Source organism: Aristaeella lactis (assembly GCF_018118585.1).
Lineage (GTDB): Bacteria > Bacillota > Clostridia > Christensenellales > Aristaeellaceae > Aristaeella > Aristaeella lactis.
In genome coordinates, this window is sequence record NZ_CP069421.1 from 72,955 (window position 1) to 98,170 (window position 25,216).

Here is a 25,216-nt window from a genome sequence, read left to right on the forward strand (position 1 = left end):
TAATGAATGTAAAATTTCGTCCGGAAGCGTTGAAAATCAACGGAAAATCCGGTAAAATATGTAAACGTGTATGGACGTTTCAGTCTGTCGTAAAAGGAGTATCTGTATGCGCTTTCGTAAAAAATCTATTCTGTTCATCACAGCGGCTATCATGCTGCTTACTGTTTCCGCCTGGGCGGACGGACAGGTCCGTCCGCTGCCGATCGACCTGACCGGCGGCGCGCCTTATACGGCGGAGTATTCTCCCGACCTGCTGGTGTATGAAGATCCCTCCATCCGGGTGGAAAGAAGCCTCCGGACCCACAGCGACCTGATCAACCGGGAATACTATACCGTTGATATTGTGATCAAGGATCCTTCCCAGATCCGCACCGCTTCCGCGGATCCGACCACCTTTATCACGGAACGCAGGCTGAGTGCCTCCACCATCGCGCAGCGTGTGAATGCTGTTTTTGCCATGAACGGCGATTACTGCGGCGATTTCCACGGCAATGAATCCTTCAAGTATGTCCTGCGCCAGGGTCAGGTTTTCCGTGATACGGTGGATAAGCGCCTGGATATGCTGCTGATCGATGAAGCCGGGGATTTCCATATCCTGCCGGGCGGACCGGAACTGGAAACAATGGACAAAACGCAGATCAACGGAAAAAGAGTGATCAACGCGCTTCAGTTCGGACCGGCCATCATCCGGGACGGTGAAGTCATGGAAGACGACTACCTGATGGATGACGCCCATTCCCCTCAGTTTGCCGACGCAGACGGACGCTGCGACCGCCTCTGCCTGATGCAGCTTGGACCGCTCCATTATATGGCAGTGGCAACCAGGGACGGCGCGACCATGGCACAGTTCAAACAGCTGATCCTCAGCATTGCCCCTGATTGTCCCAACGCCTATATCCTGGACGGCGGCGGCTCCACCCAGCTTGTATTCCTGGGCAAGAAGGTCAACAATGTGAACGTCGAAACCAATCAGAACATCCGGAAACTGTCTGATATTGTCTATTTTGCCAGCGCCTGCTTTGAGAATTAAGTGAGGTGCGGTATGAACGTTAATATTCCTGCTTATCTCCTGTTTATTGCCTGCAGTTCTATATTATGCTGCCTGCTGTTTATGCTTTCAGCTATGAAAGCACTGAAGCTTCCGGCAGGAAAGGCGGCGGCGTTCAGCGGACTGGTGCTGCTGCTGGGCACTGTGCTGGGCCTGGCAGGCGCCAAACTGCTGTATTTCCTGTTCCGTTTTTCCTATATCCTGAAAACAGGTTTTTTCACTTACCTGTTTTCCCTGAACCAGAATGAGCTGTCCTATTACGGCGGCGCCGCGGGTGTATGCCTGGCAGCAGCTCTTGCCGCACGGATCATGAAGGTGAAAACGGGCAAGGCACTGAACGCGTTCGCAGCGCCCGGTGCTCTGCTGGCGGCGCTTTTCCGGTTTGCGGAGTACTGGCTCGGCGCCCTGGGCACCGGTGATTACCTGGAGCAGGGTCTGCCGTTCCCGTTTGCGGTATCGGAAGTATGGAATCCGGATTTTCCTGAATACTACCTGGCGGTCTTTATGCTGGAAGGAATGGTTTACCTGAGGATCGCCCTTTTCGCATTCAGAAACCGCAAAGACAGGCTGTGCTTCCTGCGGACTGTTTTCTATCTGTGCATTGCGCAGATTATTCTTGAAAGCATGCGGGCCCAAAGCATCCGCTGGCTGTTTGTGCGCTATGAGCAGCTGCTGTGCTACCTGATCGCTGAAGGGATCCTGATCTGGTATGCCTTCGCGGGAAGGAAAGCCGGAAAGAGAAACTGGGGAGCTGCACTGTGGGGACTGGTTGTCTGCGGCCTGACGGTCCTGGCAGAATATATGCTGGACGGCAAGATCTCATTTAACGGCGCAGACCTGCCGCCGGTTGTGATCTATGGGTTTATGGCCTGGATACTGCTGGAGCTTACCGTAGCAGAACATGCGGCCCGGAAGAAACTGCCCGATGAATCCGAAGTAAAAGCATGACTGAATAAGCGAAGCCCCCGGGAATCGAATCCCGGGGGCTTCGCTGTATATTCAGAATCAGATGAAACGCATACCGGCAGCCATCTGCTCGTTGTTGTAACGCTTGATCAGCGCGTGAATCCGGTCATAGGGATTCAGGAGCTTGCTGAGGCTGCGGTCATGGTTCAGGGTGGCGATGATGAAGGAGATATACTTGCTCAGGTCGGCTTCGACAAACCATTCGGTCTGGGCAAGCTCCGGCTTGCGGTAGGTGAGGTTTGTGGAGATCACCCGGTCGATGAAGCCGTTGCGGTATGCTTCTTCAAAAGCATCAATGCCGTTGGTGAACAGGGCAAAGGTGGCACCGGCAAAGATGCGGTTGGCCTTGCGCTTTTTCAGCTCTTTGGCCAGGTCAATGATGCTTTCACCGCTGGAGATCATATCGTCCGCGACGAAAACGTCTTTGCCTTCCACACTGTCACCCAGGTATTCATGGGCAACGATGGGGTTGCGGCCGTTCACGATGCGGGTGTAGTCACGCCGCTTATAGAACAGGCCCATGTCCAGTCCCAGGACGGAAGCATAGAAGATGTTGCGGTCGATAGCACCTTCGTCCGGGGAGACGATCATCATGTGATCCTTGTCGATCCGGAGGGTTTTATCTTTCTTCAGCAGAGCCTTGAAGATCTGGTAGCTGGGCATGATGCTTTCGAAACCGGTGGTCGGGATCGCGTTCTGAACCCGGGGATCGTGGGCATCAAAGGTGATGATGTTGCTGACGCCCATGTTTTCCAGTTCCTGCAGCGCCATGGCGCAGTCCAGGCTTTCACGGGCGGAGCGGCGATGCTGCCGGCCTTCATACAGCATAGGCATGATCACCGTAACCCGCTTGGCCTTGCCGCCCATCGCGGCGATAATCCGCTTCAGATTGGCGAAATGCTCGTCCGGGCTCATGGGAACACGCTGCCCGAACATCTCGTATTCAATGTTGTAGGCACCCGGGTCACAAAGGATATACATATCGTAACCACGGATACTCTCTTTGATCATACCCTTGCATTCACCGTTGCCGAAACGGGGACAGGTGACCTCGATCAGGAAGTCCTGCCTTTCCGCACCGGGGGTGGTGCTCATGTCTCCGGGCATCGATTCCTCGGTATGATCCTGCCACTTTTTCAGCCAGCTGTTGACTTTTACGCCCATCTCCTCGGTTCCGGGCATGGCGATGAGCCCAAGAGGACCAACCGGATAAGTCAGAAATGAGTCCTTGTTCCACGTACTGACAAAATCTGTCATGACGATCCTCCCTCTGCGATCAGGAAAATACGAACATAGTCATTATACACCATATTTTTAGAATGAGAAGTGAGAATCTGGTTTTTTATGATGCTATTTTTGCCATGTTAACGCTTGCACGTAAAGATTGATTTTATTATAATTATGCATCATGCCGGAAAGGAGGCGCGGGGAATGACAAGACTGAAAAAAGCAGGAATCCTGCTGCTGATCCTGCTGATCTGCTTTATGAATATGCCTGTTTCAGGCGCGGAATCCCTGCGGGACTGCCACCGGGTGACCAATAAAGCCAGTGTGACCACACAGAAGAATAAGTCACAGGTGAAACTGTGGCATGTGGAAACCGCCCATCCCGCGGTTACGGAAGAGATCAACGGGATTGCGCAGGCCTGGGCTGACGAACTGAGCCCGGATCTGCCCAAAGCGGGAAACAACGGCAAAAAAAACAGCCGGCTGGATGTGGAGATCCGCTACAGCCGGACAGGACTGACCTGGCTGAGCTTTCTGGTGCAGGCCAGGACAACCTACCACCAGAAGCTGACGGCCCAGCAGTTTACGACCCGGACCTATAATATGGAAACCGGGGACAGGATCCTGCTGACAGATATCTTTGAAGACGATGACGAAACCTGGAACATGCTCGGTGAAACTGTGCGCCAGGCTCTGACAGATTACTGGCCCGATGTGGAGCCGGATGCGGAAGCACTGAACAAGCTGTGCACACGGGAGGCCCTTGAGCAGGCGGATTTCACCCTTCATGGTATGTCCCTTGTGCTGCATTATCCAGCCCAGACGCTGTATCCCGATCAGTATACACTGATGGATGTGACGTTCTTCTATCCGGATATCCGGGACAGGATGACGGAAGAGGGAAAAACAGAAACGGATAACCTGTCTTATTACAGAACGTGCGCGCTGACCTTTGATGACGGACCCAGTGCCAAGAATACCCCCGGTGTCCTGGACGCACTGATGGAAACAGGCGCCCGGGGAACCTTCTTTGTGGTCGGCAACCGGATCAAGGAGAACCGGTGGCTGGTACAGCGCGAGCATGACAACGGGAATGCCATAGGCGCCCATAACTGGCACCACGGCAACGTAACCAAATCATCCGGGTCAGCCCTCCGGGCCATGCCGCAGAAGGTCAATACCGCCATGATCAAATCCATCGGTATTCCGGTCCGCTATGACCGGGTGCCGGGCGGACGTTATCCGCGAATGATCGAAGTAAAGGTCGGCTGGGCTTATATACAGTGGAGCCTTGATACTTATGACTGGCGCGGGATCAGCACCGCGGCGGTGATGAGAAAAGTGAAAAACAAGCTGCGTGACGGTGATATCATCCTGTGCCACGACATTAAAAACAACACAGCCGAATCCACCCGGCAGATTGCCCGGTACCTGGAGGAGGAAGGCTATATGCTTCTCACGATCGATGAACTTTTCGCGAAAGACGGGGTTAAGCTGGAGCCCAACAAAGTCTACTACCACTGTGAACAGGGAGATACATCCATCCGGAAGGATTAAGCGTTAAGATTTCGGAAGGTTCCGGTTTATCCACAGAGGCTGCCCTTCAGCGGCAGCTTTTTTCTTTTGCTTGTTCTGATACATCAGGGAATCCGCCGCCTTGATGCAGTCATCCAGGGGGAGACGTTCCGATGCGTCTGTACGGACAGCACCGACAGAGAGACTCAGGCCGAAGGGCATTCCGGAAGCGCGGTTATACTCATCGGCGGCTGCGATGATCTCCGCACCGAGAGACCGGTTTTTTCCGGAGTCGATGATGATGAATTCATCACCGCCATAGCGCATGATAAAGGCGTTTTCGGAACAGATCCGCTGTAGAATGCGGGCGGAAACCTTCAGCGACGCATCACCGGACTCATGGCCGAAATGGTCATTGATATACTTCATATCGTCCATGTCGATGAAAAGAACCTGAACAGAGCCCTCAGAGGCGAGCAGGTCATCATAGCGCTGCTGTCCGCAGCGTGACAGGCCGAAACGGTTATACAGACCGGTCAGCGCGTCATGAACATACAGGTCATCCAGGGTGTCATTCAGGTTGTGGAGCAGGCTCTTTTTCCGGACGTTTTCAATGGCGATCTCCAGGAAGTTCAGGATGCTCTCGTGCAGGTTATGCTTGGCGGCGGCACAGATGCCGTTCAGGACGATATAGCCGATGGAATAGGTGTTGTAGTGGAGCGGGTAAAAGATCAGGAACGGTTCGGTTTTCATCATGCTCTCCGGCAGGAGGTCAGAGGTGGGGAAGCGGAGTACTTCCTCCCGGCCGTTTCCGTTATCGTTGACAAGGACCATGGTGGTGTCAAAGCATTCCGCGTAATTCGGCCACATGCTCTTGTCATAGTTGTCATAATAATACTCATTGATGCACAGGTAAACATTGTCACAGCCGAATATGGCGTGGCTCCTGCTGAAAATGCGCATCAGGTCCGGCAGATCCGCAGCCTCGAACAGGTCTTCAGCCATCTTGTCCTGCTGGACATAAAAGGACCGGAGGAACCGGGTCTGCTGGAAATAAAGATCACGGATGACACCGCGGCGCGGCGCGTTATGGCAGCCGCAGGATTCGGAACAGATCAGATCATAGCCGAAGGGAATCTTGCTGCGCTTTTCCTCTCCGCGAATGATATTCAGCAGCACATCCGCGGCGTAATAATCCAGTTTGCTGTGGTCGGTGTGAACGGTGGAAAGCCGCGGACTGGACAGCTCGGCGCTGGAGAGATTGTCAAACCCGCAGACCAGCACGTCCCGCGGTACGCGGATCCCGTTTTCCTGCAGCGTTTCCATGAGACCGAGGGCCATTTCATCATTTGCGCAGACGAAGGCATCCGGCAGGGGACGACCCTCGCTGATCCAGCGGCGCGCAACGTCAACACCATCGGTGGTTCGCCAGGTGCAGTGGATGACCTCTATGTTTTCATCCGGAATGCCGTTATCCCGGCAGGCTGCCTGGAAGCCGGCCAGCCTGTCACGACCTTCTGTGCTGTTGTTCATATTGCCGGTCAGGTAAACAATATGGCGGGCGCCGTGCTCAAGGACGATATGCTCTGCCATATCATACTGCGCGCGGATATTGTCAAAATAAACCAGGGAACAGCCCTTCAGTTCGCAGCCTATGGAAACGGCAGGAATGCCGGTTTCCAGGATTTTGGCTTCAACCTTTTCCCAGGCATCCCGAAGGACGATCTGGTTGCTTTGGATCAGCAGACCGTCAAAACGGGACAGATCCGGAAGCTGGAAAACGGAGTATTCGCTCCTGTCCTTATCATTCCCCTGGTCTTTACCGAAACAGTCAAAAACGCAGATCTGTACATTGGGATGGTCAACCGTGTACTGAAGAAGCCCGTGAAGCGTATTCTCCACGAGTTCATAGTTCCAGTCCACGGTGAAAAAAGCGATCCGATACCGTCTGCCTGATCCGGGTTCAACGGTATTTGGCGGAAAGCTTCGGCCAATGATGTTATTCACGGGAATACCTGCTTTCTGTCTTTTCCGTTCCGGGGTAGATAACGATTGGTATGCTTATTCGGCCTCGCCGGGGAGGGGCTGATCGAAGGGGATCCAGGTGCTGTTGCGCAGGCACCAGATGTAATGCTTATACCGGGGATGCTTCCGCCAGCCGTTGGTGGTGGCATGGGATCCTTTAAAATCAACTTCAGTGTTCGGGTGGACTTCCATGAAACGCTGCTGCTCTTCTTCGGGAAGTCCGCGGATCATGGTGGCCCAGAACCTTTCCAGGTTTTCAAGCCCGTCGATCGGGGAAAAGTCGTGTACAGGGCAGTAGCAGATGTTCAGGTCCAGCAGCTCCGTACAGGCGGCCAGGGGGGTCAGGTCGGTGAAATAATTGGAGAACAGTTCCGCGTATTTCAGGTGTTTGCACTGTGAGATCGGCGTCAGGTCGTGGATCTGGTTATCTCCGACGATCAGGAATTCCAGGTCCGGAAGAAACTGGAGGAACTCAAGGTCCTTGAGTTCGTTGTGGCCGAGGTCCAGCGCCTTCAGGCGGGAGCAGTACCTGATCCGCTCATACAGCTGTTTGGATGTCAGGGCATCCGGGTCAAAAGGCTCGTTGAATGTGGAGAAGGCGGTTGCCTTTGTGGAACAATAATGGTTTTTGCCCAGCCAGACCTTCCACTCAAAGGTGATATCCGGATACTTTTCAATGAGCGGGATCATAAACTTGTAGGAAGGTCCGGTGTGGTTGGAATTGTCGATCAGCTTCAGGTTCGGGCACAGGTCAATGAAGCCCTGGAATTCCGCGTCCGGAACCCCTGTGCTCCTGACGGTGAGGTCGATCTCCGTGGATTCATCGGAGAACTGGACCTTTCCCCAGGTGGAGGTGAAATGGAAGACGGATCCTTCCAGCATGGCGTCACGGATCTTAAGCAGGTCCGTGGGCTTGAACTTGACATTCTCAATGGTCAGTTCAGCCGGCTGGTTGTTTTTGATATACCTGAGCGCTTCGCTGACGGAAGAGAAGGTTTTATTCTCCGCGGCAGCGGAGCCCGCCAGCACCAGAAGAAGCAGTATAAGAAGCACGCACAGGCGGCGGAAGGAAAGTCTCAAGAAAATGTTCACTCCTTACAGATTCAGCTGAAAACATCCATTTTTTGGCATTGTATCATGAACCGGGACTGTTGTCACTGCTATGGCAAAGAATTTACAACTCTTACCGGGGAATGTTTTCCATAAAGTCGTTTTTCTGTACATCGGGACCGACGGAGGTGTAATAGAGGCCGAACAGGTGATTGTCGTAAAGGTTGCCGTGGCGTTCCATGCTGAAGTAGGCCTGCTGGCTTTTGCTCTTGTCAAAGCCTTCCTTGGCAAGGAACATGGGTGTAATGACCGGATCCTCCAGCGGCTGTTCCCAGTCCATGCGGATGGTATTTTGGTCATACAGGTGGATATAAAGCTTTTTCACGGACCAGGTACCGAATGATTCAACGGATTCCGGATCGAAATCCTCCTGCTCCGCCAGCTTCAGGCAGTCCGCGACCAGCTGGGCTGTTACCTCGTGCTGGGCATGACCGTATTCGCCGTTGAAATCCTGGGTCAGGATCACCTCGGGACGGTACTGCCGGATGACGCGGGTCAGCAGCTTTTCCGGTTCGTCGCTCCGCCAACGGGCGGCTGCTTCCTGGAAATTGTAGGTCAGGTAGTCTTCCAGGCCCAGGAATAACGGATGGTATTTCAGCCCGGCACACCACAGGCCGTTGAGGGCTTCGCGGTAGCGGAGCCTGCCGCAGTTTGCCATATACAGCACACCGATGGTCACATCATCCCGCCAGGAATAATAGGGAATGGAACCGCCGAAGAACAGGAACTCGTCATCCTGGTGGGTGGAAACCAGCAGGATATCGATCTTTTCGGGCATGGGGTCCCACTGCTGGACGGCGTGGCCCGGGAAGCCTTCCGCGTAAACCCGGAGTTCAGACAGGGCACAGGTGTCATCGTCACCGGGCCTGAGGATCACTTTTCTTGTTTTGTCAGACAGGGAAACCGAACGCATATAGAAGCGTTCTTCCTTCAGCTCCTCGCTGATGACGCCGCCGTTTTCATCCAGTTGGGTGATGTTCAGGGAGACAGAGGGAACTTTCCACTCCAGGGTGATCAGGGACGCGTGCCCATCCTCGGGAAGCGTGATTTCCAGTGCGCCTTTCTTTGCGGTGGGGACCCAGGCGGTACTGACCTTGCCGTCTTTCAGGATACCGGGAACTCCGCCGCAGCGGCCGGTGATGTGTTTAGGCTCCTCCAGCTCCCTGCTGATATACGCGGGGGAGCGGAACAGGACAAAGGTATCTTTTTCGCCGCAGCCTTCCACGACAATCTGCTTGCGGCCGCCGGAAATCTTGTTGAGGGGAACGGCCCGGTCCAGGATCCCCGCAGCCAGCTCAGAGGCGGGCTTTTCCAGCTGTTTGACATAGGTTCGCTCGACCTTGCGGAGCGTTTCGTCCCAAACATACAGGATCAGGGCATCCACCGGTTCTTCGGTGCGGATCGTACCTGACAGGGTCAGGTATTCCTCTTTGCGGAAGGGAGCCGGCTCCGTCAGCGAAAGATCATCGCACAGGGCGTCCCGGAGCGCGGGTTCCGCGACACGGGAATCAACGGTCAGCTGGCTTTTGGGAACATAACCGAAGCCGCCGTTTTCGGGCAGGCGGACCCGATAGTATTTCCCGTTCTCATCGATGACCTCCAGGCTGTCTCCGGAAGGAACGCGGACCAGTTCAGCCGCGCCTTTGGCCGGGGAAGCGTATACAGGTGTATCCCCGCTCTTCTTTTTCGCCTGGCCGGCGCGCAGGAAGGAAAGGGGAGACATGGAAAAACGGGAATCGACGGTATTCTCTCCCAGGACCGGCAGGGCAGCCAGCGTCAGGATAAAAGCAAGAAATGCCGCGGTGATCCGTTTAAGCTTCATCGGATTCACCAGCTTTCGCTTTGGGATCGGTATCCGCCCGGTCTTTCCGGAAAGAAAGATGGTACAGAACCAGCATGCAGACAGCGGTCAGCAGCATGACGCCATAGCAGACCTGCTCCAGGTGGCTGCTCAGCCAGCTGAAAACCGTTTCGGAGAAAAGACCGGAAAAACGCCAGGCTTTATCCAGGAAGTACTGGCTGAAACCGTTCAGCGCGACACACAGGAGAAAAAGACCGGCCGGAAGCCAGGGAAGCCGCCTGCCCGCGCGGGAAAGCCGGGAGCAAAGGCGGATCAGCAGGCCGAGCATCACCAGGGCGCTGAGCAGCTGTTCAATATGCACATAGTAGAATACAACGCCGGAGATCTTGGCGGTTTCAAAGAAAAGGCCAAAGGCGCAGAGCATGAAAAGGGCGGGCTCAATGAGGGTGCCTTTGCGGGGCACAGAAAGGACGCGCTTTCCGGCGGTGTCATGGCGGATCACGAGGATCGCGGCGATCACCGCACCGATTGTTTCCAGGGTGGAAAGGGCCAGCAGCCACTGTCCCCACTGATCCCGGACGGCGAACGGGAAAAACGCCAGGGCGGAACCGTCGGAGATCTCATCCAGACCAAAGGTTGCCATTTCAGCCAGGCCCAGATCACCGGCAAAGGCTTCCGCAAACCGCACAAAGGCGGCCAGGATACAGCAGGGTAAAGCAAAACTGTCCAGTACCGAAGGTACCGGACGTCTGGCGGCAAGGGCTGACAGTGCCACCCCCAGCACCAGGCCAACAAGGCAGCCGGTGAAGGAAAACTCTGAGGGCGCGAAACTGAACAGGCCGGCAAAAGACAGCTGATAGCTGTTAAAAAGCAGGAAGAAGGCCTTGCCGAGGATAAAGGCCAGCAGGAGGCCTGCGGCTGTGAAAGGAAGCGCGTATACAGGAGCAATATCCCTGCGCTTCAGGCCGCGGGCAAACAGGATCACCGCGGCCATACAGCCCGCGGCGATCAGAATGGGGTATAAAGTGTCTGTCATCATGGCATCATGTCCGTTTCTGTTATTCCGCCGAGGCGAAATAGATGATATCCATCAGCTTGCGGCCTGTGCTTCCCAGGTCATTGACCTTGGCACCCTTGAAATAGAGCCAGGTGGAATCTCCGCCGTCCAGGTTATAGGCGACGAGGACATCCTGGGTTTTGACGAGGCGGGCAAACTGGGCAATGGTCATGCCGGTGTTGCCTTTGTAGGGACCGGCACAGCAGATGACTTTGTAGTGGAGCGGCCCGGCCTGGCAGATGCAGATCCGCTGACGGTATTCATCCGCGGCCATGTTGATCCAGCGGTCGGCTCCCTGGAAATCCTCAATCAGTTCGCCGTTGTCAACCAGGGCGGGACCGAAGGAGAAGGAGTTCAGGATGGTTCCGTTATCCGGTACGGTGATAACCGCGTCTTTCACGGGCTGGTAGACGATATGGAAATCACCGTTGCTGTCGATGAGAAGTACATCCATGAAGCGGGCATCCCAGGGGCCGGGCTCATCCAGGTTATTCCGGAACAGGGTGCCCTGCCGGAGGATAAAGCCGCGGGATTTCCGCTCTGTGCTGTCATAGTAATCGCCGTTCAGCGCGACAACGGCTTTGGAACGCTCGGCGAGCGCTTCCGGACGGCGCTGGGCATTTCTTTCAAAAGAACCGTTATCCGTGGCGGACATGGTGCGCAGCTGGGAGGCGTCCTTAATATGGATATCCGCGACCCAGTAAACACAGTCTTCAAAGAGCCCGGAATCAACTGTCACCTGGATGGTGGAGTCGGAGTAGCCGTTTTCGGTATAGCCTTCGGGAGAAGGATCCTTACCGGGTGTGAAGTCAATGGGGAGCAGGTAATCCGTCCTGGGTTCGGCCGGCACGGGAGTGGGTTCATCAGCCGGAGCAGGGGTCGCTTCCGGTTCGGGAACGGGCGTTTCAGCCGGTTCCTCAGCGGATGCTTCCGGTGCGGCGGCAGGCGCTTCTTCCGTCAGAGGGAAGCTGTCCTCGAAAGGAATGTATTCATAATGCGGATGGAGATGATCCTCTCCGAACATCCGAACAATGGCATCGTAATGCGGATGGCGGGTATTGCCGTAAAGGAACCTCCAGGTTCCTGCGGTGGAATAATGGGTGGAGTCCACCTGCGTATCGGGCAGGGATTCCTTCAGGAAACGGACGATGTTGTCCGGCGGGGACTGGTTCGGAACGCGGCTGGAATAGATCCAGAGGCGCTTCAGGCTCTTCAGGTTCTGCAGGGGATCATAATCCTCCACAAAATTGAAGCAGATGTTCAGGTCCAGGAGATGATCCAGCCCGGACAGGGGGCTCAGGTCCTTGATCTTATTCTTGAACAGTTCCGCGTATTCCAGGTTTTTCAGGTCCGCAAGGGGAGAAATGTCCGTAACCTGGTTGCAGGCAACGATCAGCACACGGAGGTTCGGAAGATCCCGGAGGAACTCCAGATCTGTGACGCTGTTGTGGCCCACGTCCAGGGCCATCAGGTTCCAGCAGTAGCGGAGGATGGAGAAGTCTTCGCTGTTATGGTGGGAAGTGGTGTTGTTATGCAGTGTGGACCAGGATGTATAGTCGGTGCGGATCAGGTGCTGGTGGTCTTTGCCCTGCAGTACCATGGTCCAGCCCCATTTCATGCCGGGGTAGCGGGCAGCCAGGCGGTCGCACATGGCAGCAGGCATTTTGGTTTCCCACATATCAACCTGCTTCAGTCCGGTAAAACGGTCCAGGAAGGCTTCGAACGCGTCAAAATCCTGTACGACGGTATCCCCAAGGCTGATGTACTCAGCATCCAGGGGGAAGGACATCCCGTTGAATTCAGCGGTGGTGTCCGCCGCGGGCGCGGTTTCCGCCAGGGCACAGCCGGATAAGGCAAGCAGCAGCAGAAGCAGCACCAGGAAACAGGGAAGCGTTTTACGAAGCATTTTATTCGCCCTTTCTGACAATGATACAGGGGTCATCCATGGAGCCGGTGCCGGAGGTGACAGTATAGGAACCCTGGGCCAGGTAAATCATCGGCCTTGCGCCGAGATTGTCCCGGCCGACCTCCAGGCGGCCGATGCCGCCGGTGGCTTTGGTGCAGCGTGCCTGGCGGCCGTCGGACGCGGAAGCATCGCGGGTCCAGTAGGGGCTGTGTTTGCCTTTGCCGTTGCTGTATTCAAACAGGCGCAGTTCCTTCAGCGGCATTTCCTTTCTGGAAGAACCTTCGTATTTCTTTTTCAGGTCCGTATATTCGGCCGGGTCATATCCGTTGTTCCGGATGGCCCATTCGGTACCCCAGGCACGAAGGCCGGGATTGGCCAGGATCTTTTTGACATTTTCCGAACCCACCAGCGTTTCGCCCAGGCCGTAGCTTTTGTTTTTGAGCTCGTCCACACTGGGCAGGAAGACCTTCCCGACACCTTCCAGGGGAAGCAGCATGGCGGCTTCATCTTCGGTGAAAGTGTCCTGGAGGAAAACGGTGTTGAGGTAGGTGCACAGGTCTGTGCGGCTGAAATCCCCTTTGAACTCATCCCGGTAGGCGGTCAGGCTTGCGTTCATGCAGCGGGCAAAGAGGATATATTCGCTCAGCAGGATGCACTTCTCATCATCCGCGGCCAGCACACGCCAGAGGACCGGCTGGACCTGCCCGTCTGCCGTCTGGGGATACTGCCCCAGGGAAACGTAGACATATCCGTCCTCCTGGGTGTATCCGCGAAGCGCTGTCTCGGCGGAAACACAGGCGGGAATGACGGTCATAATACAGAGGAAAAGAAGCATCAGACGAAGGAGAAAAGAGCGGTGCAAACCATGGCTCACGGCGTTTCTCCCTCCTTGCTTTACAGTATCTCCGGTATGTATAAACCCAGATATTATATTCTATGAAATAATAGGAAAAGTGTCAACCTGAAAGCGTCTTCCGGAACGGGGTTTCTTCTTTACAATCAGTAGTGAGTCTGATAAAATAAAAATTGGCAAATTGCGCATTCCGGGGTGATGAAGATCCCGGACACAATTCCATGAGATTCGACCGGAGAGCTGGCTGCGGAAGAACGCATTCCGTACCTGCTCTGTTCCGGCTGAGCGAGAAAGTATAAGACGAAAGGAGTCGGCACTGCAGTGAAAAACACATTTCGCGGCGGCGTACATCCCGCAGGCCATAAGGACCTGAGCCGGGAAAGCCGTCTGCGTCTCTTCGATCCGAAGGGAGAGATGGTTTTCCCGCTTTCCATGCACATTGGAAAACCCGCGAAACCGGTGGTACAAAAGAATGATGAGGTAAAGGTGGGACAATTGCTCGCCGAAGCGGACGGCTTTGTTTCAGCACCGATTCATTCCAGCTGCTCGGGCAAGGTTAAGGCAATCGAAAAGCGCCGTGTGCTTGGCGGCGGAATGGCCGAATGCATTATCATTGACAATGACGGCCAGTTCACGCCCTATGCGGACTATACGCAGAAGATTGACGCGGCCAAGCTGTCCAACAGTGAAATCATCCAGCGGGTTCAGGCGGCAGGTATTGTCGGACTTGGCGGCGCGGGCTTCCCGACAGCGGTGAAACTTCAGCCCAAAGATCCTGACGCGATCGAGTATGTTATTGCCAACGGTGCGGAGTGCGAACCGTACCTGACCTGTAACGACCAGCTGATGAGGATCCATTCCAATGAAATCGCGGAGGGACTGGAGCTGGTGCTCCGTCTGTTCCCGAACGCGGAGGGCGTGATCTGCATTGAGGACAACAAGCCCGAAGCGATCGCGGCCATGAGCATCGCGGTTTCCGACAAACCCAGGATCAGCGTTAAGACCATGATCACCAAATATCCCCAGGGCGGTGAACGCAGCCTGATCCAGGCTGTGGCGGGTGTTGATTTCCCCACCAGCAAGCTGCCTGCGGACGTTGGCTGCGTGGTGCAGAACGTTGGTACGCTCTACGCGATCCAGCGGGCGGTGCTTTACGGAGAACCGCTGTTCAGCCAGTGCTTCACCATCACCGGCGAAGCCGTTGCCGAACCCGGTAACTATTTCGTCCGGGTGGGCACCAGCTATGCCGAGCTGCTGGAAGCGGCCGGCGGAGTCAAGGAAGGCATGGAGATCCGGAAAGCGCTTTCCGGCGGACCCATGATGGGTATCGCCATCGGCTCCCTGAACATCCCGATCCAGAAGCAGAACAACGGCCTGACGCTGCTTGCCGAAGATCCGGTGGAAGCGGCGGAAGCCGTGATGACCAGCTGCCTGCGCTGCGGCCGGTGCACCACCGTCTGCCCGATGGGCCTGACGCCCCAGCTGATGGCGGACGCGGCGATCGCCGGAGACCTGGAACGGTATGAAAAGAAGCTGTACGGCATGGACTGCATCCAGTGCGGCAGCTGCAGCTTTGCCTGCCCGGCCAAGCGCCCGCTGACGCCGACCTTCAAGCAGGCCAAAGCCGAGATCCTTGAGAAGAGAAAACGGGAAGGAGGCGCTAAGAAGTGAATACGATGCTGAATCTTTCCGCGGCTCCTCACGCAAGGGATAAATGGACAACTCCCTTTATCATGCGGATGGTCACCCTGAGCCTGCTGCCTGCCACAATCGTCGGTATCCTGGTTTACGGCTGGAATGCCTTCGGGATTGTAGCGCTGGCAATCGTTTCCGCGGTGGCGTCTGAATGGCTTTTCTGCAAAGTATGTAAAAAACCGAGCACGATCTGGGACGGCAGCGCGGTGGTCACGGGACTGCTGCTTGCCCTGTCCCTGGGACCGCAGACACCCCTGTATATCCCGGTGATCGGTTCCGTGTTCGCCATCGTGGTCTGCAAGGGCTGCTTCGGCGGACTGGGCAAGAACTTCATCAACCCCGCGCTGGCCGCGCGGTGCTTCCTGCTGATCTCCTTCGCCAACGCGATGGCGATCAAGCCGGTGGTGGACGCTGTAGCGACAGCGACACCGGTAGGCGCCATGAAAGCCGGTGAGGTTGTGGACATCACAAAGATGTTCCTGGGTACCGCGGACGGCGTTATCGGCAGCTCCATCCTGGCGCTGCTTGCCGGCGGTCTCCTGCTGTGGAGCATGGACATCATCCACGGCCAGATCTGCTTCTCTGTGCTGATCGGCTTCACCGTGTTCCTGGGCCTGTTCGGCGGCAAGGGATTTGATCCCGCCTACCTGCTGGCGCACCTGTGCGGCGGCGGTGTTGTGATGGGCGCCTTCTTCATGGCCACGGACTATGTGACCAGCCCCGTCAGCCGCCTGGGTCAGTTCATCTACGGATGCCTGATCGGCGTGCTGGGAGGCCTGTTCCGCCTGAAGGGCAACACAGCCGACTCCTTCAGCTACGCGATCATCATCGGAAACGTATGTTCTCCGCTGATCGATACCTATATCGTCCAGAAGCCTTTCGCCTACCGGAAGATCGGCAAGACCCGGAAGACCAGCAAGGAACCCTTCCGGATCCCGAAGCCTGTGATCGCCCTGACCCTGATCGCTGCCCTGGCTGGCGTGGCGCTCAGCGGCGTGTATTCCATGACGAAAGACACCATCGAAGAACAGAAAGCGATGGCGGAACGCGCTTCCTATAATGAAGTGTGTCCCGGAACGGATAAGTTCGAAACTTCCGAAGCCGCAAAGGCGAAACTGGAAGAACTGGCCGGCGGAAACTGGGGCACGGAATACGGCTCCACCCGCATCAATGAGGCCTTTGTCGGCAAAGACGCTGACGGCAACGTGACGGGCTACGCCCTGAGCGTTTCCTCCAAGGGCTTCGGCGGCGACGTGACCATGGCCCTCGGCCTGACGCCGGACGGCAAGGTCAACAAGATCTCCTTTACGGAGCTGAACGAAACCGCCGGCCTGGGTATGCGGGCGGACGAGGATTCCTTCAAGGATCAGTTCCCCGGCAAGAGCGGCAGCGTGGCCCTGGTCAAGGGCGCCGCGGGGGAGAATGAGATCAGCGCCATCACCGGCGCCACCGTGACCTCCACCGCGGTTACCAACGCCCTGAATGCCGGTCTGAACTTCTATGAGACTGTGCTGAAAGGAGGCAACTAAGATGAAAAAGTATATCGAACGCCTCTGGAACGGCCTGGTTAAGGAAAACCCGGTACTGGTGCTGATGCTGGGCATGTGTCCCGCCCTGGCGGTCTCCACCCAGGCATCCAACGGTATCGGCATGGGCCTGAGCACACTTGCCGTGCTGGTGCTGAGCAACTTTGTGATCAGCTGCCTGCGCAAGGTCATCCCGGACCAGATCCGGCTTCCTGCCTACATCGTGATCGTTGCCAGCCTGGTGACGGTGACGGAACTGCTGATTGAAGCCTACCTTCCCAGCCTTTATGAGGCGCTGGGCATTTATATCCCCCTGATCGTTGTGAACTGCATCATCCTGGGCCGCGCGGAAGCCTATGCCAACAAGCATACTCCGCTGCTGTCCGTGATGGACGGTATCGGCATGGGCCTGGGCTTCACGATTGCCCTGACCCTGGCGGGTATGATCCGTGAGCTTCTGGGCGCCGGATCTGTCTTCGGACTCCGCCTGCTGCCGGAAGGCTTCGGAATGACCATCTTCATCCAGCCTCCGGGAGCCTTCCTGGTCTTTGCGCTGATCATCGCCGTGATGAATGCCATCGGCATCAAGACGCGCCAGCGCAAGCTGGTTGAGAGCGGCTGCGACGGTAACTGCTCCCTGTGCAGCGCTGCCTGCGAAACCCGGGATACCGAACCGGAAGCCAAAGCTGAAGAGAAGGGAGGCGCGGACGCATGAACAACACGAGCCTGATTATGATCATCGTGACCAGCGCGCTGGTACACAACGTCGTGCTGAACCAGTTCCTGGGCATCTGCTCTTTCCTGGGCGTCAGCAAACAGATGAAAGCCTCCATCAGCCTGGGCGGCGCTGTGATCTTCGTTATCACCATCGCCTCCGCTGTGGCAAGCCTGCTGTATGACTACGTTCTCAAGCCCCTGGGCATGGACTTCATGAAGACGATCATCTTCATCCTGGTCATCGCTGCCCTGGTGCAGATCGTGGAAATGTTCCTGAAGAAAAAGTCCCCTGCGGTCTACAAGGCCCTGGGTATCTATCTTCCCCTGATCACCACCAACTGCGCGGTGCTGGGTGTTGCCCTGACCAACGTGCAGGACGGTTACAATTTCATCCAGTGTGTGACGAGCGGCTTCGGCACCGCGGTGGGCTATACCATCGCTATTGTGCTGCTGGCGGGCATCCGTTCCCGGATCAACGAGAAGGATCTGCCCCGTCCGCTGCGCGGCGCGCCTATTGTCATGATCGCCGCGGCGCTGATGTCCATCGCGTTTATGGGCTTCGGCGGCCTGGTACTGTGAGAGGAGGGGCGGACAGATGAATATTATCCTGATCACGACCCTGGTTATCGCGGTTATCGGCGTATGCGTCGGTGCGGGCCTTGTATTCACAGGCAAGAAGTTCGCTGTTGAAGTGGATGAGCGTGAAGTGGCTGTGCGTGAAAAGCTGCCCGGCAACAACTGCGGTGCCTGCGGCTTTGCCGGCTGTGACGCGCTGGCTGCTGCCATCGCCAAAGGCGAGGCTCCTGTCAATGCCTGCCCCGTGGGCGGTGCTCCTGTTGCCCAGGAGATCGGTGACATCATGGGTACTTCCGCCGGTGCCATGGAACGGAAAGTCGCGTTTGTGGCCTGCAAAGGCACCTGCAACGTGACGAAGAACCAGGGCAACTATGTGGGCATCAAGGACTGCCGGACCGCTGTGCTTTCCGGCATGAATATCACGGAGTGCACTTACGGGTGCCTGGGTTTCGGCTCCTGTGCCGAGGTGTGCCCGGAACAGGCGATCACGATTCAGAACGGTGTTGCCGTTGTAAACCGGAACCGCTGCGTCAGCTGCGGCCTGTGCGCCAAGACCTGCCCGAGGGGTCTGATCTCCCTGGTTCCGGAAAGCCGGATCATCCGGGTGCAGTGTTCCAACAAGGACAAGGGACCTGTTGTCCGGAAGATGTGCACCGCAGGCTGCATCGGCTGCGGTCTGTGCGTAAAGCAGTGCGAGTTTGAAGCCATCGAGTTTGACGGCTCCCTGGCCCGGATCAATCCGGATAAGTGTACCCTGTGCGGCAAGTGCGCTGAGAAGTGCCCTGCCAAAGTAATCATGACCACTCCGAATTGATGGAGGGAAGAAAATGGACTATTTTGCTAAGAAACAATGGATCCGGATCGCGGTCTGCGCCGTACTGGTGGGGGCAATTGTCCTGGGTATGACCGGCGTGTTCAGCGGAACCGGTTCACTGAAATATGATCCGTCCGCAAAGAATCTGCCTGCCGGCGCTTCCGAAGCGGAAGTGACGGAGCAGGGCTTCGGCGGCGACGTGACGGCTCATGTTGTGCTGAACGGGAATACGGTCCAGGAACTGACCATTGATACGCCGAACGAAACCGAAGGCCTGGGCAAACGGGCATCTGACGCGGAATTTACCGAGCAGTTTATCGGCAAGGAAGGCCCCTTCACCTTCGGTGAAAACGGAATTGAAGCGCTGTCCGGCGCGACAGTGACCTCCACTGCTGCCCTGAAGGCGATCAACAAGGCGATCACGGGCGAGGACGCGGCGGAAGAACCCGCGCCTGAAGCCACGGAAGAACCTGCGGCTGAAACCGCTGCCGAACCTGCCGTGGATGACAGTGCCATCACTGCCGCCGAACAGGGCTTCGGCGGAGACGTGACGGTGCATGTGACCCTGGACGGAGAAAACAGAATCCAGGCGCTGACCATTGACACGCCGAACGAAACCGCGGGCCTGGGCCAGCGGGCATCCGAAGCGGCGTTTACCGAGCAGTTTATCGGCAAGAGCGGCCCTTTCACCTATGGTGAAGACGGGATTGACGCCCTGGCCGGCGCGACAGTGACCTCCAACGCTGTGCTGAAGGCCATCAACAGCGCTGTGCCCGCCGCGGAAAAAGCGGAAGAACCCGCGGCTGAAGCCACGGAGGAACCTGCGGCTGAACCCGCCGCTGAGCCTGCCGCGGATGACAATGCCATCACTGCTGCTGAACAGGGCTTCGGCGGAGACGTGACAGTGCATGTGACCCTCGACGGAGAAAACAGGATCCAGGCGCTGACCATTGACACGCCGAACGAAACCGCGGGCCTGGGTCAGCGGGCTTCCGAAACGGCGTTTACTGACCAGTTTATCGGAAAGAGCGGCCCCTTCACCTACGGCGAAAACGGGATTGACGCCCTGGCCGGCGCAACGGTGACCTCCAACGCTGTGCTGAAGGCGATCAACAGCGTTGTGCCTGCCGGTGAACAGAAGGAAGAAGCCGCCGCAACAGAGGAACCTGCTCCGGAAGCAACAGCGGAACCCGCTGCGGAAGAGACGGAAGCGCCCGCAGAGAAGGCTGAAACAAATAAGGAAGCCGCTTCTGACGGACAGGCCTACGGCGTTTACCGCGTGACAAAAGAAAACACCTTCAGCAAGGTGACAGTCACTGCTTCCGCGAAGAACGGAACCCTGACCGATGTGAAGATCACTTCCGAAGGAGAAGAAGGCAAAGACCTGCTGACGGACGCGATCCGCGAAGAATGGGCCAAGGCCATCCTGGAAAGCGGCAGCGCCGCACCGGATGCCATTACCGGCGCCACACTGAAATTCTCCGCCGGTTCCGTGCAGGAAGCTATGGAAGAGATCCTGGCCCGGATGAACGGGGAAGCCGCTGCAGCTCCCTCGGAGGAGCCCGCGGCCGAAGAACCTGCCGCGGAAAAGACGTCCGGAAACGGAAACGATATTCTGTCAGCGATCGCTGTCTCCATGGGAAAAGAAAAGGATAACAGCTATGTGACTGACTATCTGGAGCAGGATCCTTATCTGGTCAATATTTATGAAGGATACGGCTTTGCCAAGGATTACGGCAGCGCCAGGGGTCATGCCTATACACTGGAAGACGTGCAGAAAACCCAGCGGCCGCATGCAAAGGCTAACTGCCTGACCTGCAAGACGCCGGATATGCATAAGCTGATTGCAGAACAGGGTGTGAGCGTTTATTCCATGCCTTTTGATGAAATGATGGCGCAGACGACCAATGCCATCAGCTGCTATACCTGCCACGGAGCAGATGATGGGAACGACGGAAAGATGGTTGTGACCCATCAGTACGTGAATGAAGCGTTGGGTGAAAACGTCAGCGAGATCAAGGCGGCTTCCCTGTCCTGCGGCCAGTGCCATATTGAGTACTATTTCACGCCGGAAGACAGCGAAGCCATGATGCCGTATCACAGCAAGGCTGAGATGACTCCCGAAGCGATCCTGGCATACTACGATGCGCTGGGCTTCTATGACTGGGAACAGCCTGGCACCGGAACAAAGATGCTCAAGGCGCAGCATCCGGAACTGGAGACCTGGGCTTACGGCAAGCATGCGGCTATGCTGAGCTGCGCGGACTGCCATATGCCGGTTGAAACAACGGAAAGCGGCGCCCAGTATCATGATCACCACCTGGTCAGTCCGCTGGAAAACGAAACCCTGCTGGCAAAATGCGCTTCCTGTCACGGAAGTGCGGACAACACGACCGCACTGGTGAAGGGAATCCAGGAAAAAGTGACAGCCAGGGAAACAGATGTGGGAAACAAGCTGTCTGAACTGAAGGATGAACTGACAGCGGCAGTTACTGCCGGCGCAATGAGCGAGGAAGAACTGGACGCGGTGCGGAAACTGCATCGGGAAGCCCAGTGGTTCTTCGATTTCTGCTATGTGGAGAATTCGGAAGGTGCTCATAATTCCGCACTGGCATATAACTGCCTGGATACTTCGGAATCCAAAATCAACGAAGCAAAGGGACTGCTTGCTTCTGCCGGCAAATCCGATGTAACCGGATCTGCTCCTGCTGCGGCGGAAGAGGAGACTCCGAAAAAACCGCCGCTTTATGCAGGCTACCGGGCTGAAAAGGAGAATGCCTTCAGCAAGGTGACGGTCATCGCGTACGCGAAGAACGGAACCCTGACCGACGTGAAGATCACTTCCGAAGGAGAAGAGGGCAAAGACCTGCTGACGGACACGATCCGCGATGAATGGGCCAAAGCCATCCTGGAAAGCGGCAGCGCCGCTCCGGATGCCGTTACCGGCGCTACGCTGACATTCTCCGCCGGCTCAGTTCAGGAGGCCATGACAGAAATTCTTGACAAAATAAACGGGAAATGATATCCAGATATGGGTGAATCATTACGGAGACCGCGGACGGAATGCATCTGCGGTCTCCCTTGTATATGGGATCGTTTAAAATGAAAAGAATCGGGAAGTTTCTCTCTTCCATGCCTTTTGCGATCACGCTGCTTGTTTTGCTTGCCGGAGCGTGCGCACTGAGCTCGACAATCCCGCAGGGAGCAACCTGGGAACAGTATGCCGCACAATACGGTGAACGGATTGCCGGATGGATCCTGGGACTGCGGCTGGATGACGCTTTTCACAGCTGGTGGTTTATCGGGTTGAGCGCCTTTCTGTGCCTGAATCTCCTGTGCTGCAACCTGATCCGGCTGCCTTCGCTGCTGAAGAGGATCAAGGCATTCGGAGATCCGGAAAAGATGACAGCTGCCAAAGCGAACGCCGAAGCGAAGGGAACAGGAGATCCGCACCAGGTGTTTACCACACTGCGGATGAGAAAACCGGTGAACAGGGAAACCGGTACCGGCCGGGAACTGCTCTTTTCTGCCGGGAACAAGGCCGGATTCTGGGGCGCATGGATCTGCCACCTGGGGATCCTGCTGCTGATCCTCGGATTTGCCCTGGGTCAGATGACCGCGGAAAACTATACGGTATACGCACTTCCGGGACAGACAAAACCGCTGGATAACACAGGTCTCACGGTGCGGGTGGACGATTTCCGGACAGAACGGACAGAAAACGGAACGGTTCAGCAGTATACAGCGATGCTGACTGTCGCGGATCCGGAAGCACATACGGTTGAAAGCGGATCCGCCAGCGTGAACGCTCCGGCCGGTCTCTTCGGTTATAAATTCTTCCAGAATTCAGTTGGCTGGGGCGCTGATGTGACGGTACTGAAGAACGGTGAAGTGCTTCAGGAGGATTCCCTGTGTGCCGGTGAATACATTCCGGTGAAGGACAAGCAGGAACTGGTGGTTTACCTCCAGGCCTTCTATCCGGATTATGTTCAGATGGCGGGAATGAGCCCGATGACCGCTTCAGAAGAACTGAACAATCCGGCATATCTGTACAGGATCTATTACAGGGGAGAACTTCTTGGCATGAATGTCCTGATGCCCGGGGAAGAAGTGACTATCGATGAGTATACGGTGCGTTTTGATAATCCCCGGAATTATACGCTTCTGGCAGTCAAACGGGACCGGTTTACCTTCCTGGTGCTGCTGGGAGGCCTGATCACTCTGGCCGGACTTATTTTGGCTTTCTGGATGCAGCCCCGCGCTGTGTGGGCGGTCAGGGAGGAAACAGGCTGGCATATTTACGGAACGAACAGGAAAGGCGGGGCGCTGTTCCGGGAAGAGTTCAGCAAAGCAGCCTCCGCGGCGGGATTTATTACTGAAGACACAGACAGGGGAGGAATTGATTGATGCTGCAGGCAGAAAACACGCTGTTTACGATCGTGGTTATTGGATACTTTGTGCTGACAATCCTGAATTTTGTTTTTGTGGCACTGAAAAAGGAAAAACTGGCTTCCGCAGCGTTCTTCCTGCAGGCAGGATTGCTTGTGCTTCATACGGCGGCTCTTGTTCTCAGGGGAATCGGCGCGGGACGCTGGCCGATGACAAACCAGTATGAGTTTGCGACCAGCTTTGCCTGGGCATTATGCCTGGTGAGCCTGATCTTTATCCGGAAGTACCATTTTCCGGTACTGGGTGCTTTTTCCTCTCCTCTGATCCTGCTGATGATCGGTTATGCTGCCATGCAAAGCAGGGAGGTAAGGGATCTGATGCCTTCCCTGCGTTCCAGTTGGCTGGCTTTTCATGTATCCACTGCGATTATTGGCTACGGAGCATTTGGCGTGGCGTTTGTCCTGTCCCTGATATTCCTGTTCCGCGGGAAAATGAAGGAAGACAGTTTCTGGGGGCAGCATATTCCGAAGCCTGAGAAGGTGGACCTGATCAGCTACAGAAGCGTATGCCTCGGCATGCTGTTCCTGTCCCTGACCATCCTGACTGGTGCTATCTGGGCTGAACAGGCCTGGGGCAGCTACTGGTCCTGGGATCCAAAGGAGACCTGGTCGCTGGTAACCTGGATCATTTACGCGGTGTACCTGCATCTGCGGCTGCGCAGGGGCTGGAAGGGGAAGACAGCTGCCTGGTTTGCCGTGATTGGATTTATCTGCGTCATCTTTACCTATATCGGTGTGAATACATTCCTGCCGGGAATTCACAGTTATGCGTAAGTCAATAAACAATGGATAATGCATAATGAATCCGCCGCGCGAGAGAGAGAACAGGGCTGTTTTACATATCTGGAAAAGTGAGGGCTTCTTATGAGTTTTGTGAACATGAAGATCACAGCGTCCACGCCGGGTATTCGCCTGATGGGCAGGATGGATCCCGCACAGGATCCTTTAGCCATGGACTGGACCGGAAGCGGCATAGAGTTCCGGTTCAGGGGAACGGACGCCTGGGCAAAGCTTGAGGCGCCGGCTGCGGCACCTATTATGTGGATGATTGTACTGGCGGACGGACAACCGGTTACCCGTTTCCCTGTGGAACCGGGAATCCGCATGTACCCGCTGCTGCTGGGCCTGGAAGCGGAACAGGAGCGGACTGTGACCCTGATGAAAGAAACCCAGTGCATGCCGGACAGTCCCGCATCCACGGTGCTGCTTCACAGCCTGAGGATTGACGGGGAACTGACGGAACTGCCGAAGCGGGATCTGAAAATCGAGTTTATCGGCGACAGCCTGACCAGCGGGGAAGGCGCACTGGCTGCCAGGGACAACATGGAATGGGTGACCCCCTGGTTCACCGCCCGTGGGAACTATTCCTGGTATGCCTGCGAGGCACTGAACGCGGAGCGGAGCATCCTTTCCCAGAGCGGCTGGGGTGTCTGCTGGGACTGGCAGCACACGGAAGCCAATAATCTGTATGAGGCTTATGAATACACCGTGGGTGTACTGCACGGGCCGGATGCGGAAGCGCGGGGATGCCGGAAACTGTGGGATTTCAGTTCCTGGCAGCCGGATATTGTCTGCATCCGCCTGCTGACAAACGACAACAACGGAATGAACGAGAAGCAGTCCTTTGAGAAGGATCGGGAGACGGTCATACGCGGCGCGGCGGACATGATCCGGAAGGCGCGGAAATACAACCCCGGGGCGAAGATTGTGTGGATCCTGCCAGGCACGGACTGCCATCCGGAACTGGCCGCAGAGGCTGTGAAACAGGTGCAGGCTGAGGGTATGAAGGATGTCTGCTCCTTTGTACTCCCGGACTACGGCCCGGAAGATATGGGAGCCCGGTGGCATCCGAACGCGGAATACAACCGGAGGGCAGGGAAGCTGCTGGGAGAGTTCCTGAAACAAATTCAGAATTAAGAATTCAGAATTCAG

Annotated in this window: 19 protein-coding genes; 12 read left to right on the top strand and 7 right to left on the bottom strand. The window is 56.2% G+C overall.

Annotated elements, in window-relative coordinates; translation table 11 throughout:
* The first annotated feature begins 106 nt into the window (after positions 1 to 106).
* Together JYE50_RS00330 and JYE50_RS00335 are read left to right on the top strand one after the other, a co-directional pair.
* The gene (locus tag JYE50_RS00330) at positions 107 to 1,030 is read left to right on the top strand and encodes a phosphodiester glycosidase family protein (protein ID WP_179138331.1); all 924 of its coding nucleotides are present in this window, start codon (positions 107 to 109) and stop codon (positions 1,028 to 1,030) included.
* A gap of 12 nt (positions 1,031 to 1,042) precedes the next feature.
* Complete coding sequence (locus tag JYE50_RS00335; RefSeq protein ID WP_084095903.1) at positions 1,043 to 1,996, top strand: prolipoprotein diacylglyceryl transferase family protein; 954 nt, start codon at positions 1,043 to 1,045, stop codon at positions 1,994 to 1,996.
* 57 nt (positions 1,997 to 2,053) lie between these two features.
* On the opposite strand, the gene JYE50_RS00340 is transcribed toward JYE50_RS00335, so the two are convergent.
* The gene (locus JYE50_RS00340; protein ID WP_084095904.1) at positions 2,054 to 3,271 is read right to left on the bottom strand and encodes a ribose-phosphate pyrophosphokinase; all 1,218 of its coding nucleotides are present in this window, start codon (positions 3,269 to 3,271) and stop codon (positions 2,054 to 2,056) included.
* 174 nt (positions 3,272 to 3,445) lie between these two features.
* On the opposite strand from JYE50_RS00340, the gene JYE50_RS00345 reads away from it, so the two are divergent.
* The gene (locus JYE50_RS00345) at positions 3,446 to 4,798 is read left to right on the top strand and encodes a polysaccharide deacetylase family protein (RefSeq protein ID WP_179138332.1); all 1,353 of its coding nucleotides are present in this window, start codon (positions 3,446 to 3,448) and stop codon (positions 4,796 to 4,798) included.
* Positions 4,799 to 4,801: 3 nt separating this feature from the next.
* Here JYE50_RS00345 and JYE50_RS00350 read toward each other — a convergent pair whose 3' ends face one another.
* The 6 genes from JYE50_RS00350 to JYE50_RS00375 all read right to left on the bottom strand — a co-directional run bounded on the left by JYE50_RS00350 (position 4,802) and on the right by JYE50_RS00375 (position 13,529).
* Positions 4,802 to 6,763: a GGDEF domain-containing protein gene (locus JYE50_RS00350; RefSeq protein ID WP_084095906.1), complete on the bottom strand. Its 1,962-nt coding sequence runs from the start codon at positions 6,761 to 6,763 to the stop codon at positions 4,802 to 4,804.
* 54 nt (positions 6,764 to 6,817) lie between these two features.
* Positions 6,818 to 7,861 (bottom strand): leucine-rich repeat domain-containing protein, encoded by a 1,044-nt coding sequence (locus JYE50_RS00355; RefSeq protein ID WP_084095907.1) that lies wholly within the window; start codon positions 7,859 to 7,861, stop codon positions 6,818 to 6,820.
* A 103-nt stretch (positions 7,862 to 7,964) separates the two neighbouring features.
* The gene (locus tag JYE50_RS00360; protein WP_084095908.1) at positions 7,965 to 9,713 is read right to left on the bottom strand and encodes a PIG-L family deacetylase; all 1,749 of its coding nucleotides are present in this window, start codon (positions 9,711 to 9,713) and stop codon (positions 7,965 to 7,967) included.
* The gene (locus JYE50_RS00365) at positions 9,703 to 10,731 is read right to left on the bottom strand and encodes a hypothetical protein (protein WP_143763611.1); all 1,029 of its coding nucleotides are present in this window, start codon (positions 10,729 to 10,731) and stop codon (positions 9,703 to 9,705) included. The genes JYE50_RS00360 and JYE50_RS00365 overlap by 11 nt, the downstream gene beginning before the upstream one ends.
* A gap of 19 nt (positions 10,732 to 10,750) precedes the next feature.
* Positions 10,751 to 12,655, bottom strand: coding sequence for a phosphodiester glycosidase family protein (locus JYE50_RS00370; RefSeq protein ID WP_084095910.1), 1,905 nt, complete (start codon positions 12,653 to 12,655; stop codon positions 10,751 to 10,753).
* 1 nt (position 12,656) lies between these two features.
* A complete protein-coding gene (locus tag JYE50_RS00375; RefSeq protein ID WP_143763613.1) occupies positions 12,657 to 13,529 on the bottom strand; it encodes a DUF6273 domain-containing protein in 873 nt (290 codons plus the stop codon).
* Positions 13,530 to 13,829: 300 nt separating this feature from the next.
* On the opposite strand from JYE50_RS00375, the gene rsxC reads away from it, so the two are divergent.
* The 9 genes from rsxC to JYE50_RS00420 all read left to right on the top strand — a co-directional run bounded on the left by rsxC (position 13,830) and on the right by JYE50_RS00420 (position 25,201).
* Positions 13,830 to 15,179, top strand: coding sequence for an electron transport complex subunit RsxC (gene rsxC / locus JYE50_RS00380; RefSeq protein WP_084095912.1), 1,350 nt, complete (start codon positions 13,830 to 13,832; stop codon positions 15,177 to 15,179).
* A gap of 5 nt (positions 15,180 to 15,184) precedes the next feature.
* Positions 15,185 to 16,732, top strand: a complete 1,548-nt coding sequence (locus JYE50_RS00385; protein WP_283399211.1) for an RnfABCDGE type electron transport complex subunit D — start codon at positions 15,185 to 15,187, stop codon at positions 16,730 to 16,732.
* 1 nt (position 16,733) lies between these two features.
* Entirely contained in the window at positions 16,734 to 17,444 is a 711-nt protein-coding gene (rsxE, locus tag JYE50_RS00390; RefSeq protein WP_084095914.1) for an electron transport complex subunit RsxE, read from the top strand.
* Positions 17,441 to 18,025, top strand: coding sequence for an electron transport complex protein RnfA (locus JYE50_RS00395; protein WP_084095915.1), 585 nt, complete (start codon positions 17,441 to 17,443; stop codon positions 18,023 to 18,025). The genes rsxE and JYE50_RS00395 overlap by 4 nt, the downstream gene beginning before the upstream one ends.
* A gap of 16 nt (positions 18,026 to 18,041) precedes the next feature.
* Positions 18,042 to 18,836 carry an RnfABCDGE type electron transport complex subunit B gene (locus JYE50_RS00400; RefSeq protein WP_084095916.1) on the top strand — a complete coding sequence of 265 codons (795 nt, stop codon included), beginning with the start codon at positions 18,042 to 18,044 and terminating at the stop codon, positions 18,834 to 18,836.
* A 13-nt stretch (positions 18,837 to 18,849) separates the two neighbouring features.
* The gene (locus JYE50_RS00405; RefSeq protein ID WP_084095917.1) at positions 18,850 to 21,858 is read left to right on the top strand and encodes an ammonia-forming cytochrome c nitrite reductase subunit c552; all 3,009 of its coding nucleotides are present in this window, start codon (positions 18,850 to 18,852) and stop codon (positions 21,856 to 21,858) included.
* Positions 21,859 to 21,938: 80 nt separating this feature from the next.
* Positions 21,939 to 23,243, top strand: a complete 1,305-nt coding sequence (locus JYE50_RS00410; protein ID WP_179138333.1) for a cytochrome c biogenesis ResB family protein — start codon at positions 21,939 to 21,941, stop codon at positions 23,241 to 23,243.
* Positions 23,243 to 24,058, top strand: coding sequence for a c-type cytochrome biogenesis protein CcsB (gene ccsB, locus JYE50_RS00415; RefSeq protein WP_084095919.1), 816 nt, complete (start codon positions 23,243 to 23,245; stop codon positions 24,056 to 24,058). Before JYE50_RS00410 ends, ccsB begins: the two co-directional genes overlap by 1 nt.
* A gap of 90 nt (positions 24,059 to 24,148) precedes the next feature.
* The gene (locus JYE50_RS00420; protein ID WP_084095920.1) at positions 24,149 to 25,201 is read left to right on the top strand and encodes an SGNH/GDSL hydrolase family protein; all 1,053 of its coding nucleotides are present in this window, start codon (positions 24,149 to 24,151) and stop codon (positions 25,199 to 25,201) included.
* Positions 25,202 to 25,216 lie beyond the last annotated feature (15 nt).

Coding starts and splice junctions, on each gene's coding strand:
- JYE50_RS00330 (WP_179138331.1), top strand. CDS start 107: ATGCGCTTTCGTAAAAAATCTATTCTGTTCATCACAGCGGCTATCATG.
- JYE50_RS00400 (WP_084095916.1), top strand. CDS start 18,042: ATGAATATTATCCTGATCACGACCCTGGTTATCGCGGTTATCGGCGTA.
- JYE50_RS00365 (WP_143763611.1), bottom strand. CDS start 10,731: ATGATGACAGACACTTTATACCCCATTCTGATCGCCGCGGGCTGTATG.
- JYE50_RS00360 (WP_084095908.1), bottom strand. CDS start 9,713: ATGAAGCTTAAACGGATCACCGCGGCATTTCTTGCTTTTATCCTGACG.
- JYE50_RS00385 (WP_283399211.1), top strand. CDS start 15,185: ATGCTGAATCTTTCCGCGGCTCCTCACGCAAGGGATAAATGGACAACT.
- ccsB (WP_084095919.1), top strand. CDS start 23,243: ATGCTGCAGGCAGAAAACACGCTGTTTACGATCGTGGTTATTGGATAC.
- JYE50_RS00420 (WP_084095920.1), top strand. CDS start 24,149: ATGAGTTTTGTGAACATGAAGATCACAGCGTCCACGCCGGGTATTCGC.
- rsxE (WP_084095914.1), top strand. CDS start 16,734: ATGAAAAAGTATATCGAACGCCTCTGGAACGGCCTGGTTAAGGAAAAC.
- JYE50_RS00345 (WP_179138332.1), top strand. CDS start 3,446: ATGACAAGACTGAAAAAAGCAGGAATCCTGCTGCTGATCCTGCTGATC.
- JYE50_RS00410 (WP_179138333.1), top strand. CDS start 21,939: ATGAAAAGAATCGGGAAGTTTCTCTCTTCCATGCCTTTTGCGATCACG.
- JYE50_RS00335 (WP_084095903.1), top strand. CDS start 1,043: ATGAACGTTAATATTCCTGCTTATCTCCTGTTTATTGCCTGCAGTTCT.
- JYE50_RS00340 (WP_084095904.1), bottom strand. CDS start 3,271: ATGACAGATTTTGTCAGTACGTGGAACAAGGACTCATTTCTGACTTAT.
- JYE50_RS00370 (WP_084095910.1), bottom strand. CDS start 12,655: ATGCTTCGTAAAACGCTTCCCTGTTTCCTGGTGCTGCTTCTGCTGCTG.
- JYE50_RS00395 (WP_084095915.1), top strand. CDS start 17,441: ATGAACAACACGAGCCTGATTATGATCATCGTGACCAGCGCGCTGGTA.
- JYE50_RS00405 (WP_084095917.1), top strand. CDS start 18,850: ATGGACTATTTTGCTAAGAAACAATGGATCCGGATCGCGGTCTGCGCC.